17 protein-coding genes are annotated in these 16,671 nt (G+C 32.0%); 6 read left to right on the top strand and 11 right to left on the bottom strand.

The annotated features are described in order from the left end of the window. Window positions 1–41 precede the first annotated feature (41 nt). Window positions 42–335, bottom strand: coding sequence for a hypothetical protein (locus BR44_RS08785; RefSeq protein WP_034551931.1), 294 nt, complete (start codon window positions 333–335; stop codon window positions 42–44). Next, window positions 313–747 (bottom strand): RDD family protein, encoded by a 435-nt coding sequence (locus BR44_RS08780; protein WP_034551930.1) that lies wholly within the window; start codon window positions 745–747, stop codon window positions 313–315. The genes BR44_RS08785 and BR44_RS08780 overlap by 23 nt, the downstream gene beginning before the upstream one ends. A 155-nt stretch (window positions 748–902) precedes the next feature. On the opposite strand from BR44_RS08780, the gene pgmB reads away from it, so the two are divergent. Further along, a complete protein-coding gene (gene pgmB / locus BR44_RS08775; protein ID WP_034551929.1) occupies window positions 903–1,598 on the top strand; it encodes a beta-phosphoglucomutase in 696 nt (231 codons plus the stop codon). Window positions 1,599–2,258: 660 nt separating this feature from the next. On the opposite strand, the gene BR44_RS08770 is transcribed toward pgmB, so the two are convergent. The 3 genes from BR44_RS08770 to BR44_RS08760 all read right to left on the bottom strand — a co-directional run bounded on the left by BR44_RS08770 (window position 2,259) and on the right by BR44_RS08760 (window position 3,371). After that, window positions 2,259–2,666 (bottom strand): YrhK family protein, encoded by a 408-nt coding sequence (locus BR44_RS08770; protein ID WP_051912656.1) that lies wholly within the window; start codon window positions 2,664–2,666, stop codon window positions 2,259–2,261. 64 nt (window positions 2,667–2,730) lie between these two features. After that, window positions 2,731–2,958, bottom strand: coding sequence for a hypothetical protein (locus BR44_RS08765; protein WP_034551928.1), 228 nt, complete (start codon window positions 2,956–2,958; stop codon window positions 2,731–2,733). Between the two features lie 50 nt (window positions 2,959–3,008). Continuing rightward, the gene (locus BR44_RS08760; RefSeq protein ID WP_034551927.1) at window positions 3,009–3,371 is read right to left on the bottom strand and encodes a DUF1801 domain-containing protein; all 363 of its coding nucleotides are present in this window, start codon (window positions 3,369–3,371) and stop codon (window positions 3,009–3,011) included. A 1,565-nt stretch (window positions 3,372–4,936) separates the two neighbouring features. Between BR44_RS08760 and BR44_RS08755 the strand changes: the two genes are divergently transcribed. The 4 genes from BR44_RS08755 (at window position 4,937) to BR44_RS08740 (ending at window position 9,147) form a co-directional block, all read left to right on the top strand. Beyond that, entirely contained in the window at window positions 4,937–5,839 is a 903-nt protein-coding gene (locus tag BR44_RS08755) for an ABC transporter ATP-binding protein (protein ID WP_034551923.1), read from the top strand. A gap of 16 nt (window positions 5,840–5,855) precedes the next feature. Next, the gene (locus BR44_RS08750; protein ID WP_034551922.1) at window positions 5,856–6,845 is read left to right on the top strand and encodes an ABC transporter permease; all 990 of its coding nucleotides are present in this window, start codon (window positions 5,856–5,858) and stop codon (window positions 6,843–6,845) included. A gap of 619 nt (window positions 6,846–7,464) precedes the next feature. Next, window positions 7,465–8,682 (top strand): MFS transporter, encoded by a 1,218-nt coding sequence (locus tag BR44_RS08745; RefSeq protein WP_034551921.1) that lies wholly within the window; start codon window positions 7,465–7,467, stop codon window positions 8,680–8,682. 66 nt (window positions 8,683–8,748) lie between these two features. Next, window positions 8,749–9,147, top strand: a complete 399-nt coding sequence (locus BR44_RS08740) for a hypothetical protein (protein WP_034551920.1) — start codon at window positions 8,749–8,751, stop codon at window positions 9,145–9,147. A gap of 445 nt (window positions 9,148–9,592) precedes the next feature. Here the strand turns inward: BR44_RS08740 and BR44_RS08735 are convergent, their stop codons facing one another. Together BR44_RS08735 and BR44_RS08730 are read right to left on the bottom strand one after the other, a co-directional pair. After that, a complete protein-coding gene (locus tag BR44_RS08735; RefSeq protein ID WP_034551919.1) occupies window positions 9,593–11,032 on the bottom strand; it encodes a PH domain-containing protein in 1,440 nt (479 codons plus the stop codon). Further along, entirely contained in the window at window positions 11,025–11,516 is a 492-nt protein-coding gene (locus BR44_RS08730) for a PH domain-containing protein (RefSeq protein WP_034551918.1), read from the bottom strand. The genes BR44_RS08735 and BR44_RS08730 overlap by 8 nt, the downstream gene beginning before the upstream one ends. Before the next feature lie 414 nt (window positions 11,517–11,930). Between BR44_RS08730 and BR44_RS08725 the strand changes: the two genes are divergently transcribed. Beyond that, on the top strand, window positions 11,931–13,262 hold the full coding sequence (locus tag BR44_RS08725; RefSeq protein WP_084676127.1) for a DUF1576 domain-containing protein: 1,332 nt from the start codon (window positions 11,931–11,933) through the stop codon (window positions 13,260–13,262). A 426-nt stretch (window positions 13,263–13,688) separates the two neighbouring features. On the opposite strand, the gene BR44_RS08720 is transcribed toward BR44_RS08725, so the two are convergent. The 4 genes from BR44_RS08720 to BR44_RS08705 form a co-directional block, all read right to left on the bottom strand. Next, window positions 13,689–14,348 carry an undecaprenyl diphosphate synthase family protein gene (locus BR44_RS08720; RefSeq protein ID WP_034551916.1) on the bottom strand — a complete coding sequence of 220 codons (660 nt, stop codon included), beginning with the start codon at window positions 14,346–14,348 and terminating at the stop codon, window positions 13,689–13,691. An 808-nt stretch (window positions 14,349–15,156) separates the two neighbouring features. Then, window positions 15,157–15,603 carry a DUF305 domain-containing protein gene (locus tag BR44_RS08715; protein ID WP_034551914.1) on the bottom strand — a complete coding sequence of 149 codons (447 nt, stop codon included), beginning with the start codon at window positions 15,601–15,603 and terminating at the stop codon, window positions 15,157–15,159. A 60-nt stretch (window positions 15,604–15,663) separates the two neighbouring features. Continuing rightward, window positions 15,664–16,050 (bottom strand): DUF302 domain-containing protein, encoded by a 387-nt coding sequence (locus BR44_RS08710; protein WP_034551913.1) that lies wholly within the window; start codon window positions 16,048–16,050, stop codon window positions 15,664–15,666. A gap of 62 nt (window positions 16,051–16,112) precedes the next feature. Beyond that, a complete protein-coding gene (locus BR44_RS08705) occupies window positions 16,113–16,397 on the bottom strand; it encodes an SHOCT domain-containing protein (RefSeq protein WP_051912654.1) in 285 nt (94 codons plus the stop codon). Between the last annotated feature and the right edge of the window lie 274 nt (window positions 16,398–16,671).

The raw sequence follows: 16,671 nt of genomic DNA, 5'->3' as shown, positions 1-16,671 counted from the left end.
ATTTCCTCCTAAGAAAACGTTTTAGTTTTAAAAATAAATCTTTACTCATAAAAATAATAATTTGATCGAAACGCAGCAAATATTGCCCCTAATAGATATGTACCAATTACAATAGTTATAGGTGCTTTAAACAAGGCTATTCCAATTAAGCAATGAACTACGCCATAAAACATATAGCTTTTTATTAGTGTTGAAGGATTATATTGATTTTTAAACATTCGAGCCAATAATATCCCTATAGCTGTAGCCATTATAAAAAGGATAAGCAAATCTCCTGTGTCAATTTCTGCTATGAAGCTTTTTTGCAAAACTTCATCGATAGAGTTGTTTTCCAATATGTCCCTCTCTTTCTATTCCTTCCCTTTCCACATCAAGCAACACTCTACTCTGACTTATCCAGTCATGAAGTGTTAATTTAAAAACTAACATAGTTAAGCCTGATAAAACTAAGAACACAACACCAACATTAGGAAGGAAATAAAGTAGCTTAGAAGATTCTCTCATGCCAAAGTGTATCATTCCAGATTCTTCAGTATAAACATTTAATCGAGAGAAATACTTACCTATTGTTTTTCCATCAAAAGAAGAAAGAGAAACTGTATTGTATACTGCAAATAATAATTGTGGAAGAAGTTTAAGCAATAATCCCTCAAAGCCTAAAATAGTCAAAAGCATATAACTTGGAAGATAGACGAACATTCCATCAATCGAAATGGCCAATATTCTAAGTACCAGTTTCCCCTTCATAGCAACTCACCACCTTTCGAAAACGTTTTCTCTATACATGGATAATAACAGACATTTTTAATTAAAACAAGCGCTTTCATATAAAAATTGCTTAATTATATTCAATATACTATAATAATCATCGTATTGACTAAAAGCTTTTAGGAGGAATTATTATGTTTCAAACTGTTATTTTTGATTTAGATGGCGTTATCACCGATACTGCTGATTTTCATTTTAAAGCTTGGCAAGCTTTAGCTAAAAAATTAGGTATCTTTCTTACTGAAGATTTTAATGAACACCTTAAGGGGGTCGATCGTACCGAATCACTACGTAGAATCCTATCCCTAGGAGGATTAGAAAATGATTTTTCAAAAGAAGAAATAGCTGTTTTTGAAAAAGAAAAGAATGATTTGTATATCACTTTAATCGATCAAGTTAATCCCAAAAATATTTTGCCTGGTATTGATCAGTTATTGAATGATCTCCGTTCTAATAATATAAAAATTGGATTGGCGTCTGCCAGTCGAAATGCACCTAAACTATTACGAAATCTTGGCTTGTATAATCATTTTGATACAATTGTAGATCCGTCAACATTAAAAAATGGAAAGCCAGCACCTGAAACATTTGAAACTGCTTGTCAACAGCTAGGTGTTCATTCAAAATATGCTATCGGTATAGAAGATGCTTATTCAGGAATTCAGGCTATCAATGATTCTAAGATGCTCTCTATTGGAATAGGTGATTTACAGACATTAAAAGATGCTGACTATATTTTAAATAGTACTAGTCAATTAACATTTGATAAACTATTAGAAATTTGGAATGATAAAAAAAATAAGCATACTATTCCAGTAAAGACTGATTGAGTAGGAATTCATATACCGTGGATTCAATAATTTAAGTATCTCTATTAATCTCAATCTTATCTAAGTATTTGATAAAATTATTGCTAAGTAACATTCTATAAATACTTTAGGATAATAACTGTTTAATAATTCAAAAATAAGCCATTACTCCATTCTAACTCAGGGGAGATGTGGCTTATTTAAATTATATTCTAACTGATTGTCATATAATTTTATCTTAGGATTGAAGGAATTTCCTTCTTTATTTTTAAATCCTTTGATTTTTAATTATTTCTACTTTTTTTCGGTTATTTTTATTTCAACTGGATAATACTTCGTTGTATCTGTGTCAACTCATTCTTCGTTTCTACTTTACATCCAATTGTATATTTTTGATTGCATCATAATCTGTTAGTATAAAATTATTTCCTATAAAAGTAAGCCCTGCAAAAATGTCAATTGCTCTTACAGGAAATAACTTACATGGCTAAAACCTGTTAGTAAATTTGTTTAAAAGTATTTGAATTCTTTTTATTTTTGTTTAATTCATCAACTACTTAAGGCTCTATTTACTATGGCATTTCAGCGTTATTAATACCCTTTGCTATGTTCCGAGGTAAATTATGAAGACATGTAAGTAAGGTATCCACACTATTTACAAAAGTGCCTGTAAAAATTAGATTAACTTTCCTTTTTTTTGTTTTCTTGATTTTCTTTCTCCTTATATTCTTTATCCTTACCATAATAATCTTCATTGTATTCCTCGTATTCTTCTGTGTTTTTTTGTTCTTCCTGTTCTGCTATTTTTTTTTCGTCATAGATAAAGATATTATGGATAATTTTTAAAATGGGGCGGATAGTTAAGAAAATTCCTCCCATTAAATAAAGGTACTTACCATAAATATCTGGCATAGAAGTCAAAGCGGATATACTTGCAATAATATAAAATATTCCTGTGATGAGATCAGTCGCTAATGATATAAGGGTATACCGGTTTTGAAAGTACAATCGAAAGCGACCGCTCTTTATTTCAATATCTTCTTCTTTGCCCTGGTAAACTTCATGTTTTTTACGTTCAATTTTCGGCATATGCTTTCACCTCATTTACTTTTTAACTATTTTTTATTATACAAGTTTGCATTTTTCATTGCCACTATAAAGGTGAAAATTTTCTTTGAATAATGTCTTGAACTTGTTTGTTTTCCCAGGATTTAGTTCTATCTTTTTTTCTTGCAGTATCATAAGGAAACCAAAAACCAAGCGATACAAAAAATAACATACCTAAATTGTCTACCACTTCGGTAAAACTTATCATACTTCTATAAATAATTACTACCGCTACTAATATTAATGCCATAACGAACTGTTTTTTAGTATTCATATTAAATCATTCCTATTTTTCATTTTTACTTATTCATTCCATTAGTTGCTTCAATTAAGAGCAAGTACTTGTTTAACAAAGAAAGCTACTTTTTTTTCAGGGATATCTGATAAAGAATAAATTTTTAAATGACGTCTTTTTTTCCCAGTACCTTGCAATAATTTATTGGGATCATTTAATTTAAAGCCCTCTGAAAACTCAAAAGATACATGGCTTTTGTAAACAAAAATACCGCCCCAGTCTTTTTCATTAGAAAACATAATGCCTCCATACATCATTCTTTCATGCGTAGTTTTGCAATGTGTAAATACACTATTCCTTAATTCTTCTAAAATGTTAAATTTTTCATTATCAGTCTCCATAACATCATATAAAAATTTCTGAACGTTTTTATCTTCTGCTTTATTTTCCATTTGCTTGATTCGCCTCTCATTTCTTTTATTTAACACTTCATTCTTCATTACTTTATTTTGAAAATAAAATACATGACATTAGATACCGTCGTGTACTGAGAAATCTTTGAAATCAGAGTGCCTTTTTCTTTCTATGCTAATTTCAAAAATAATAGCATATTGATAAATAAAAAAATATACACTTAACAGTTTTATTAACGTTCACAACTAATGCTTGCTAAGAGGCAAGTTATTGCGTTCTTTTATTTTTTACGTATTTATAGATATTAAAAGGAGTTAAAGAATGCGGGTGTTAAAGGGAAGCTATTCAGTTGAGGTAAGTCTTTCCTTTTTACATTTCTTTCTGCTTTTACTTTTAGTGGCGCTATATTTTCATTAGTCATTCAAGAAATAGCCATCGAATATAGTTTGTCGATTGCAGCTTATTATCTTCTTAGAAAAACGGCTATAGAAAAATAATAATGTTATAAACTCTATAAAATGGCTAAAAAGTGAAGTGCAAAAATGAAAATGTTACTAAGTTAAATTGATCATATAAAACTCCCGAAAGTACATTAGCAAAAACCCAAATAAAAATACTATCCCTAAAGAAATTATTGAATCTCATACTTTTATTTTCAAAGAAAGTTTTTGTATAAAACTAATTACTTTTACTTTATTTAAGATTAAAAGACTTACGGTAAACAATATAGCTGAAAGCATCCATCACTACGACTAAAAATATGTCATGATTAAAAACCACCTTTTCATCTTTTTCACTATAACCATATTGAACCAATAATCTAATCTTATTACAATGATAATCATCACTAGACGAGCAACTTTTAAAAGAAAGTCACGATAATCTAACGCACATCTTACAATTCCCTCCGATTAGCTCATTAGTGGTGAAAATTTAACCTGTTAAAATTAATTCAATAGGGTTACTCATAGAATCTATCCTTATGTACTTTAAATTCAGGAAAGCTTTTTGTTAAATTATTTTTAGAATTAAATCGTGTCTTATTTTACACCTTCAAAAGAACAATGACTCATCCTATTGTCGTTAATTTCAATTAAAATACAATTAATATAAAATTTAACTTTCACTTCAATTATGTTACTGTAGATGTGGATTGGACATCCCTTGTTATTTTAACACCATCAGGAAGTTCACAAATTCATTTCGGATACGGCGAACATAAATAATGAGAATAGAGTTGTTTAATAGTTTTTATTAGGCTTGTTATATGATCCATATTAGATGGGAGGTTAGAATGGTCTATAAGGGATAGATTGAGGTCTTTTGTTAGGTTAGTAGCTCTTGGCTCCACTCAGGATAGTAGCTACGATAAAAAAGAATGACATTAATTGTAGAACACTGCATTAGTTTATTCAAAATATTAATACTAAATGAAATAACCCATTAAATAATAGTTGCACTTAATAGCTATAACTACATAAACTAGTCCATTCTTTTACCTAATGGCTATTCACTAAATAGTAAGGTATTCCTTAAAAAGAGACTAAAATTTAATCTTAGAGAATGATAACTAATTAACCAATACTATATAAAAGGAGAGACTATGGAATTTAATGTAGAACTATCTAATTTAGAGAAAGTCATCGGTAAAAAAAAGATTATTAACGATTTATCGCTTAATATAAAAAAGGGAGAAGTTTTTGGGCTCCTTGGGCCTAATGGGGCTGGGAAAACGACGACTATCAGGATGATAGTCGGCCTCATCGACATTACTTCTGGCAGTGTAAAGATTTGTGGCCACGATGTGCAAAAAAACCATAAAGAAGCTTTAGAAAATATTGGTGCAATAGTAGAAAATCCGGAAATGTATCCTTTTTTATCTGGGCTAGAAAACTTGAAGTACTTTAGCAGGATGCATCAGAATATCTCAAAAGAAAAAATAGATAACTTAGTTGAGTTCGTAAATTTAAAAAGTAGGATAAACGATAAAGTTAAGACTTACTCTTTGGGGATGAGACAACGGTTAGGTATTGCTCAATCGTTATTAAATGATCCGAAAGTTTTGATATTAGATGAGCCTACTAATGGGTTAGATCCTGCAGGAATAAAAGAATTGAGACAGTACATCCAAACATTAGCCCATGAAAAAGACGTTACGGTCATTGTATCTAGCCATTTGCTTAGTGAAATAGAATTAATGTGTGATCGAGTAGCTATTATTAAAGAAGGTGAGCTGATAGCTATTGAAGATTTAAAAGAAAAAAATGAGCATAACTATTACCAATTTAAAGTATCTGATAACAATAAAGCTCAAGAATTACTTCTGGACAACTATCAATTATCTAGCTATATAACGGAAGGACTACTTGAATTCCAATTATCTGTTTTAGATTTAGAAATTCCGGAAATCGTTAAACTATTTGTTGAAAACAATCTAGCTATTTACAGTGTTGAACCAAAAGGAAATTCGTTGGAAGATAGATTTATGAATCTTACAATGAAATAAGAAGGAGGAGGAAAAAATGTTAAATTTAGTTGTTAATGAATGGAATAAAGTTTTTTTTAGAAAAAATAATTATGTAACCTTAATAATTATTTTGGCAACTTCTGCCTTACTAAGCTTAATGCCATTACTGTTTAATGGTGAAGAAACAGTTGCTGATATTTCATATGGTACAGATTGGCAATCTCAAGTAGCAAAACAGGTTGATAACTTAAAGGAAAAGAATACTGCACTGTTAACTAGTGGATCAGAGTTATCTTTTGACGAGAATATGACGGTTAGTATTAATCAAAGTGAAATAGAAAGATTAAACTACCATTCAAAAGAAGGAATTAAGCCACCAGCTATCAATAATCTATACGATTCTTTAGTAGGTACGTCTAGTTTGAATTTATTAATAGGTATTTTTGTTGCCATTATAGCAAGTGCCATGGTTTCTAAAGAATTTTCGATGGGCACTATAAAGTTACTCCTTATACGCTCTTACTCTAGAGCAAAAATATTAACCTCTAAGTATGTGGCAACACTTTTAGTAACCCTATCTTATTATTTAAGTTTATATCTAGCAACAATTATAGTTGTGCTTTTCACTTCGCAAATGAATCCTACTTCTGAATATGTCTATCGGGCTTCTGATGGAATGTATATGCACTCTAATTTTTGGGTTTATTTTACGGGAATAACAGCAAGTAATCTGGTTTATCTAATTATCATTGCAACAGTCGCCTTTACTTTTTCCACTGTTAGTAGAAATACAGCACTATCATTAGGTGCTACTTTAGGAGTACTATTTTTAGGGCCACCATTAACATTATACTTATCCACCAAAACTGAGTTCGCAAAATATTTATTAATGGCTAATTGGAATTTAACGAACTATTTACCAGGTAATTATCCTGCCATGGAAAGTATGTCTCTTATATTTTCGATTACAATAAATAGTATCTATCTTATTTTATTATTATCTGTAGCCTATTATTCCTTTAATAAAAAGGATATATTAGCATAGAATTTGAAAATGTTTTTTTAATACTCATTGCTTTTCTCTAATTATCTTGATTGAAAAATTCAGCAATCTGTCTCACTATTCCTAAAAACAACAAATAAACCTAAAACAACACTTTCTAAGTGATTGTTTTAGGTTTATTTGTTTAAGTAGTCACGATTTATACCCATTAATTTTTTGGAAATATACTTCGTCATGCTGTTGTAGCCATTCAATAGATTATTCCTCATCTGCTTTGAATGAAACCATACAACCATTCTTCCTTAATCATTTTAACTATCGTGTTGACTCACGTAGCTTAAAAATCCCCTTATTTACTAAATGAATTAGATGAAACGAATAAATTAGGATGATTGAGAATGAACTTTTGATTTGCCTATTTTATCTATGAACTTAAATAAATGATCTATCATTTGTTTTATTAACGTATTTTAATTTTTCTATTTCCTTATTCTCATAATTGTGCTACGCTATTTTTTGTTAAGGAGATTTCAAAAAGTGTTTTACGGTTACTAAATCGCACTACTTGCTTCTCTAGCACGACATTTAAACATAAAAAAACTAACTAAGGATACGGATTAATACGTTATCACCTGTTTCTTTACTTTATAAGGAGATTATTATGCTATCATCTTTTTCAAAAAATATTCAAACAACATTAGTTACCTCTTTTTTTAGTAGTTTAGTCTATGCATGTACCATTCCTTACCTCATTATTTATTTAGCTAGTATATTCAGCAAAGAAATGCTTGGAGTATTGGTTATGATAAATGTTATTTCATCATTTCTTGCTGGAATCATTGGAGGGTACTTAGCAGATAACTTCCAGCGTAAAAAGATCTTATTGATCTTCCAAAATTTATATGGAGTCTCATTATTTATTGTTGCCTTGAATTTTACAGGCGTTCTATCACAGCATTTTTGGTTAATCAGTGGTTATCTAATCTGTGGCATAACTTATAATTTATATTACTCTGCGTTTGATGCTGTGCTGCTTGACTCGACTGTGCCACATGAACGAAAAAAAGTTTATCAACTACAATATTGGACATTTAACTTATCGATGGCTTTAGGTGCTTCTATTGGTGGCTTCCTGTTTAAACATTATCTTGTTTATTTATTTTTCGGGGCTGCTTTTTTACAGTTTATAGTTTCCGCTTTTCTACAAAAAAACCTTAACTATCGGAATACCGTTTCACATACTAAAGGAAAAACTATTTTTCATGATCTCTTCACCAATTACTATATTGCATCCAAAGACAAACGCTGGGTGCTTTTAATTTTAGGGTTTGCTTTTTATAGTGCAGCCGAATTTTCTTTACAAAAGTATACCGGTATTCGTCTGTCAAAGGAGTTTAAACCACTCACCCTTTTTTCTATCAACATCGATGGGGTAAGGATGCTGAGTATTTTGCAAGTAATTAATACCATTATGGTCGTATTTTTCACTTTTATTATTTCAAAAATAACAGAGAAAAAAACTGAACGAACTGTTGTCATTGTTGGTTTGTTTATCTATATTAGTGGCTACGGCTTAATGGCTTCAGCAAATAGTATTTATCTTTTGATTCCTTTAATGGTCTTAGCAACACTTGGAGAGTTAGCTTCGGCCCCTATTTTGAGTGCTCGACAAGTTGACTTGATTCCGGAAGATAAACAAGCGTCTTATTTAAGTTTTGGTTCACTATCCTTCCAAGGTTCTCAGCTTTTAGCGGCTGTTGGACTAACCTTAGGCGGCTATCTTACAGCTGGCTTAATTAGCGGTTATATTATTATCTTAGGAGTAGCCGGTATTTATTTTGTTGTTTCCAGCTTATATGGAGTTAAAAAAACTCCATAGTAATCTCTTAGCAATCATAAGTTATTGAACAACACTTAGCTAATGACAATTTGAGGAGAGTGTAAAATGGAAAAGACTAAAACATTGCTTTTCACAAAAATTCTTTGTGGCTTATTTTTAGTCGCAACTATCCTATCATTTTTTATTATTTTCAAAAAAATAGATAGCCCTGTTTCTTTTAAATTTTTAGTAGGATATGCATTTTTCGCATTCATAATAGTTATCTATATTCCTTTTATAACTATTATGAATGCAAGAAAGTTAACATGGATTCAGATAAGAAAAAGTATCTTTACATTTATTACTTTATTTATTTTGTTTAGTGCTTTGAATTTCACTTTTGACTATCTAAGCAAAGAATCTGAAATAGATTTTCCCATAATTCTTTCAACTAGCTTAGGTTTATCTTTTAGTATAGCTTTTATTGATATCCTATTTTTAAAAGAAAAAATGAAAAGGAAATAGGTATTCAAATCCCCACTATTATTCCCTAACCACACTAATCTAACTTTAGTTTTCATTTTTACATAAATACCCTATTTGTTCATTATAAGAACAATCAATAGCGGGATTCTATCAAGTACAGCGTCCTTTGTGAAGGAGGGACTATATTATAATTAAACTTATGAATTTTTGTGAAATTATCTAGTCAGCATCCTGACCCTTTGCCTATAGGGAACTTTCTTACAGACTTCTCCAAAATATGATTACTCAATGTAATGAAAGACATTTAGTTGTTATTACTACAAAAAAACTAAAAATAGGGCTAAACGCTTTATTGGAATCAAAGATTAAATGGTAGCCTATAACAGACTCTTTATTGCCAAAATCCCTACCATGTATCCACTCATTCATCTTTATCATTTATCTATTTTCAATCTATTTGCTTTTTTTTGATAAAAAATCTTTTTTATTCACTAACTACTGCTGCTTCCCAAAAATTTTCATAGATAAACTGTTCATCCACTTTTTGGATAAAACGTAAGTCAACATAAGTTGGGCTGTCTCCTGCTTTGAACCACACTTGAATATGACCGATATTTTTTTCCATTAACCACTTAGTTGAGGAGCGAGTAAACGATTGAACATTTTGATGTGCTATAAATAATTGAACCGTTGAAAGACCTTCGAACTGTTGCAAGCAGAGTATCTGATTCTCTTGGATGGTGTACCCTTGCATTTGGCTCTTAACCCATCGATAGACAAGTAAAATAATGATAATAACTAGTATAATCAAACTTAACCATTTCCTTATAAACCACCCACCTACCAGTAGAGGTAGCCCCACTACTATCGTCCAACGCCAAAAATACCATAATTTCCCTTTGGTTACAGATTGAACAATAGGCTCTGTTATTGGCATATTAGGAAGAAATTCAGCCAATGTTTTATAAACTATTTTCGTTTGAATAAGTGGAAACAATAAAACTCTTTTTGAAGCCAGTCCTTCTCCATCACTTTCCTGTCCACCCATGAGAACGAGTTCCACTGAAGACATTCCAAATAAATTACGTAAAATCTGCTTATGCACTTTAATAGCTTGTATTTTTTTTAAAGGTATTTTTTGAATTTTTCTTTCAAATAACCCATACTCAACTGACAAGGTATCCTCTTGGAGTATAGCTTTGAAATGATAAAATAAGGCAAAGTTTTTTATTAAAGATAACATAGCAATTCCTACTGCCCCTACCAGAAAGATAAAGGCACTCAGGATCCACTGCAGATTGTTAATCCATAATTCTATTTCTGTAAAAAATCTATCTGGAACCCAATCCATTAGAAAGGAAAAGACTGTTCCAAAAATCAGAATGACTGTCATATCTGTTAAAGCATACAAAGAAATTTGATTGTTGGATAAAGTGAATGAAGCCCTTGAAGACGGCCTAGTTGTTTTATTTTTATTGAGGACAGTACGTGAATCTTTCCGTAGCTGTTCAATGGTTTCTACCAGTGAACTATCTACTGCTGTTAAAGATGCTTCAGCTTCACCAGGAGTACTACCGGCCGTTTCAATTAAAAGTTCAACTACTTTAAACGGTTTAAAGAAAAACCATTGTCGTTGCTTAATCGTTTGTATGCGATCATAAGAAATATCCGTTTCTCTTTTTTTTATTATTCCTTTATAGACAATTATTTTTTGCGGTGTCACCTGGTATGTATGCGTGACATACTTGAAAACACTGGTTGATATGACCCATATCAGGATGGCACTTAAGGCTACTATTTGGTAAATGCTTGTTCCCTCAGTATTTACTAGAATAATAAAGATTAAAAATAGCCAGCTACGAATTCCTTTAATAAAGTGAACCAGCATAACTGAAGGATGAAATTTTTTTCGCTCGCTATTCATCTTCAGTTCCCTCCTCTACTTTCAGCAATAGGCTTTGACGCAACTTTTCTGAATCTTCAATAGAGAGACCTGCGATATGATGAGCAGTTGCAGCAGTGTGAATAACCAATTCCATCAAATTTTCTCTTCTTAAAAATGGACCTTGTTCCGTTTCTATATGTTGAATGCGAGTAAAAGGGACATATGTGATGGAACGAAAAATAAACCCCTCTTGAAAAACAACCTCTTTACTCGTTATTTCATAACGAAAATATTGATAACGATAATTTATCAGAAGAAAATTCAATAAATAGGTAACAAATACTAGTACAAAGTAAACACTAAACACCACATTCCACATACCACTTAATATTTCAAAGTACATAAATACACTTATAACGCCTATACCCAGCAATTGGAACACTACGAAAGTAGTTAAACTTGTTTTTTTCCAAACTTTTTTTATCGATACGGGTAATTGATTTTTTAATAGAGGATAATTCATTGTTAGTCTCCTTTAATAGCTAGTTTATTCTATTTTACTATAGTGTGAGTGCCAGCACAAAGCTACAATTAGCTGTATAATGATGATTCTACCTATTTTTTGTTAGACATACAGCGATTGTTTATCTTTTTAAAACTCTGTAACTTATTTTTGACGCTATTCACCCAGATTAATTTAGTGTCATGATTAATCCGCTGCGCTATTTTTTTACCTAACAGTGAAGCATTTATGAATTAAGTCTATTCTATTGTGGCCATTTGAAAAATCTTGTCATTTAACGAAGCTATTATGAAAATAATACCACATAGCTGATAATAAGTTTCTTATTGTTGATTTTTTGTTTTTTCTGTTACACTCAAAAAAATAAGAACCCGTGATCATTTCCCAGCCCCAACTTTTCGACAGGAGGAAACAATGATGATGACCCCAGAAGAAAAAAAGAGTTATCCCCAATTATCCGAAACCAAGCTGTTCTTCTTCTTCACTCTATTTGCCTTATTATTTGGTGTGTTAGCTTTTTTTTTTAATTCTCCACAAGAAATATGGGATGGTTTCTGGGTTATTATGAGTTCGCCAGCAACTTTATTGACCGACTACATTGAACTCGCTAATGCAGGAGCTGCTTTTTTGAATGTCTCCATTATGACGTTAGAAACACTACTCATTGTTCGATTGTGTAAAGCAAAAATTACTGGTCCTGTTATTGCAGGAATACTCATCATTACTGGCTTCTCTTTCTTCGGTAAAAACTTCTATAACTCCTTACCAATCATCATAGGTGCTTTCAGTTTTGCAAAAGTCACTCGTATCCCTTTAGAGAAGTCGCTACTCGCTGCTCTTTTTGGAACAGCACTGAGCCCATTAGTAAGTGAACTTACTTTTGGAGAAGGTCTTCCCCTTTCTGCCGGTATTTTTTTAGGCAGCTTATCCGGGTTTATCGTCGGCTTTCTATTGCCTCCACTCGCACATCATGTTATTAGCTTTACAAAGGGCTTCAGTCTATACAATATCGGATTCGTTTGTGGATTGATTGGAACTGTATTTACTTCTATTATGAGAAATTTCGGTCGTCGGGTAGAGAGCGTTTCTATTCTAGCCAGTGGTTACAACCTTCCTTTCTCTATTTTTTTATTTTCTCTTTTTATAGGTCTAGTTCTGGTGGGTCTTATAGTGAACAAAGGAACTTTGAAAGGGCTAAAAGAAATTCTTAGTAGTTCCGGTCAGCTTTCGACAGATTATATTGAAATAGGTGGAGTTGGTGCTACTTTTTTTAATATGGGATTATTGGGCATCCTTTCTACGCTCTACATGTTGCTTCTGGGCGGAGAATTAAATGGACCTGTTCTAGGTGGAATTTTTTGTATAGTTGGTTTCGGTGCATTTGGGAAAAATATCAAAACGGTTATAGCCCCTATGATGGGCGCTACTTTAATGGCTTACTTTACTCTTTTTGAAATTCAAGATACAAAAATATTAATTGCTATTCTTTTTGTTACCACTCTTTCTCCTATAGCTGGTCACTACGGGGCAGTCGCTGGTTTTATTGCTGGTGCTCTTCATCTTACTTTAGTAGTAAATATAGGTTTTTTACAAGGCGGTATCAATCTTTATAACAATGGATTCGCAGCAGGTTTAGTTGCTGCTATTCTTGTTCCTTTTCTTGAGGCTCTAAATTATCACAAAGCAGGCCATGAGCTGTTGGAAAAAGAAGTCGATCCAGCGGATGAAGTTAAATTAAATCAATAAACTAGTCAGTAATTTTTTTAGAATGATACCTTATCCTACTGAATACAACAACTAGTGTAAAACACATTGAAATAATACAGGTGTAAAGAAGCATACTATTTTACTATAGCGATACCATGACCCGAAATAAATCAATGAATAAATCACATCCAGTTGTCTGTTTTGCTGAAGCCAGCAATACTTTGAGGAACCATACTAAAAAATAGTACCTATAGAGATAAATCTATCTACGTTTATTTTTCCTTACCCTGATAATTAAGTTTAATATAGCCTGATTGTATAGTGAAAAGTATATTAAACTAAAAAAAACTTATCAAGAAACAATTTTATCGTTTCTTGATGAGCTCAGTTGACTATTTAGAATTAAAGAGTTAGATTTACGTATTTGAGGATAACTGTACTTGAGAGGCTGTCCTTTTTATGTGTTCACCCGCCTAGAGTAATATCCTGGTTTTGGTACCAACGGAGCGCTTCAAATAGTTGCTCTTCTTCGTAATCTGGCCAGTATTGGTTCAGCACATAAAAGTCGGAATAGACGGATTGAATCGGTAAAAATCCGCTCAGGCGACGCTGGCCTCCCCAACGTAGGATTAAATCGATACGCGAGATATCCTTAGAAGCAATATGATTCGCCACATTTCCGCTAACAAGGGTTTCCTCATTTTGCAAAGACTGATTCAAATCCCAATCCCACCCATAGTTAACAAGGAAATTCACTTTCATCTTCCCTTCACCAAAACGTGTTCGGGTCGTATAAGGCTTTAGTTCTTCAGGAAAAACCTTAGAGTCAGTATTCCCCATAACTAGCAAGTCAGCATCGCGTTTTTGTAGTTCTCGAACAGAGTCCACACAAGCCTTTTGAAAAGCACGAGCTTGAATGGATGGGCGTTTCACATTATCCATCGTGAAGCCATAGAAGGTCATCTCCTCCACACCTAATTTTAGACAAGCCTCATAAAGTTGAAGTCCGGGATCAACGCCGTGCAGGTATCCATCTTGCTTTTGCATCCCATGAGACGTTGCCCAGCGTCGATTCCCATCTGGAATAACCCCGATATGCCGTGGTAGTCGCTTAAATGTTTTCATTATGAGTTCCTTTCTTTGATGAATTTAATGATTCCCCTTATCTTACAGGAAAATGGAAGCGAACTCTAATCTTTTTACTTAATATTAAGTAAAAAATACGGATGCTTTCCCGTAGGTAGGGAGGTGAAAAACGAGTTCTGCTTGTTACTATTACCCGACTAGAACCATCTTATTTTATCCATTTTTTTAGTAAAAAACAATTCTAATCATCTATCTAAAAAAATAAAATAAGACAAATTATTCTTTTCAAGATAGCTAACCTTACATCCAGTAACATTTTCTACATGTAATTTCTGTGCACAGTGGCGATATACTTAATCTAATTAACAGTTAGAGGCATTTTATTTAAATAGGCTCCAATTATTTTAATGATTTCAATAATTACCTATCTGTTGAATGGTATAAGTTTTTTAGGCATCCTTCATCTGAAATTTCTCGTCTTCCACCTTTAACATGAGTATACCGTAAACTATTTACCTCATCTAGCTTTAAACTTACGACACATATGTTTCAACCTGCACTGCGTATCATCTGTTAGGTTAGGGTAATTATCAGATAAAACTAAAAAGCAGAGAGCTGTGTTAAGAAGCTCCCTGCTTTTACGTTTTTTTAGGATATTACTTTAAGAATAGTATCCGTTTGTTTCATGAATTTACTATTTAATTCCATACACTAATTTTAACCGCACAAAATTTTAAAAAAATATAAACGTCCTTCTGTCAATATAGTACTCAAAAGAATGAACCTCAACTCATAAATTAGACACTAGTACTATAAGGATCTTTCTTTTCAAACTAACGTAACACTCTTATTTAAGTTCCTCAATTAATTTTTCCATTTCTTTAATTTCTTTTTTTTGAGCCATAATAATATCATCCGCAAGTTTTCTGACTCTTGGATCCTTAATGTCTGCTCTCTCACTTGTCAGTATCGCAATAGAGTGGTGAGGAATCATTCCTTGCATGTAATCTACCTCATCTATTGTGGTTTGATTCCGCATCAAAAAGAACGAACCTGTAAACACTAAAACACTGACTAAAACAATAGATATATTTGCTTTTTTATTTTTGAGCATTTGTAGCATAAACAAAAGCATAACAATCGCCATAACACACGTTGATAATATCGTCATATACAAGCGCATTTCGCTAAAATATACATGATTCAACTCATAGGTGTTAAGATACATCACTCCATACATGAGTATTCCAGACGTGACGATCATGCCCAGAAATTTAGCATAACTTTTATTCATTATTTCCCCTCCTTTTTCTTTCGCCTTCCCTCTCTAATACTAGCATTTGATCACAGATGACTAGATTGAAGCTGTGAGAGCTTTTTTTAAAGAAGCTTCTACATCCTTAGCAATGTCTTTTAATTCTGGTTCATCAAATAAGCCAATGAGTGTTTCAGGGCTTGTCATTCCCATATAAGTCTTATTATCTTCTGTTCTTACCACCATTTTACACGGCAACACATATCCTACATGAACGTTCTTTTCCAATACATCTTTCGCTTGTTTTGGATTACACACCTCTAGGACGACAAAGTCATCCTTGAATTCTAGACCTTTTTCAGCAAGCTTATCCTTGAAATTAAGTTGCCATAGTACTCCAAAACTATTTTCTTTTAAATTTTCTTCTAATGATTTAATCGCTTCATTTAAACTTTTATCTGTTCTTTCCTCATAAACAATATCCATTTCTTTACCTCCTAAAATTTATACTAACGGTTGAATCAGCTAGTATTTATACCATCATCCTGTCATTTATTCTTTAATAACTTTTTCTTCTTAAGATACTCTTTTTCATCAATTTCGCCATTTGCGTATCTTTTCTCTAAAATATCTATTGCGGATTCTTTATTTTCTTTATTTTCTATATTTCCTTTATTATTCTTATTTATCATATATATCGATATACCAATCACTATTAGAATAACTAACGGTATGAGCCAAGTTAAGAACATATTAGGGGCAATAATAGGACTCGTATTAGGATTCGTATTGGGATTCATATTGGGACCCATGTAAGCAAATCGATTATACATATTGTGCTCCTTTCTTTTCAGCTTCCTTTATTTTTAGGTTAATTTAATAATAACGCTTTCTATTACTCATGTAAATTCATAAGACTTCAAATGCAACTACGCCAATCTTGTACTTGCATACATGTCTTAACTTACTCTTTTTGTAGCCATTGCTATTTTAACGATTCTGCTGTTAGTCCTATTAATACGTTACTTTTGACTTTATTTATATACACATGTATGCTTAAATTACAGATGTGATCACGAAAGTAGACACTTTTTCTTTTGTCTTATT

The organism is Carnobacterium funditum DSM 5970 (assembly GCF_000744185.1).
Classification (GTDB): Bacteria; Bacillota; Bacilli; order Lactobacillales; family Carnobacteriaceae; genus Carnobacterium_A; species Carnobacterium_A funditum.
Note: the sequence above shows the minus strand (reverse complement) of the source record. Positions and strands in the feature narration are given on the sequence as shown.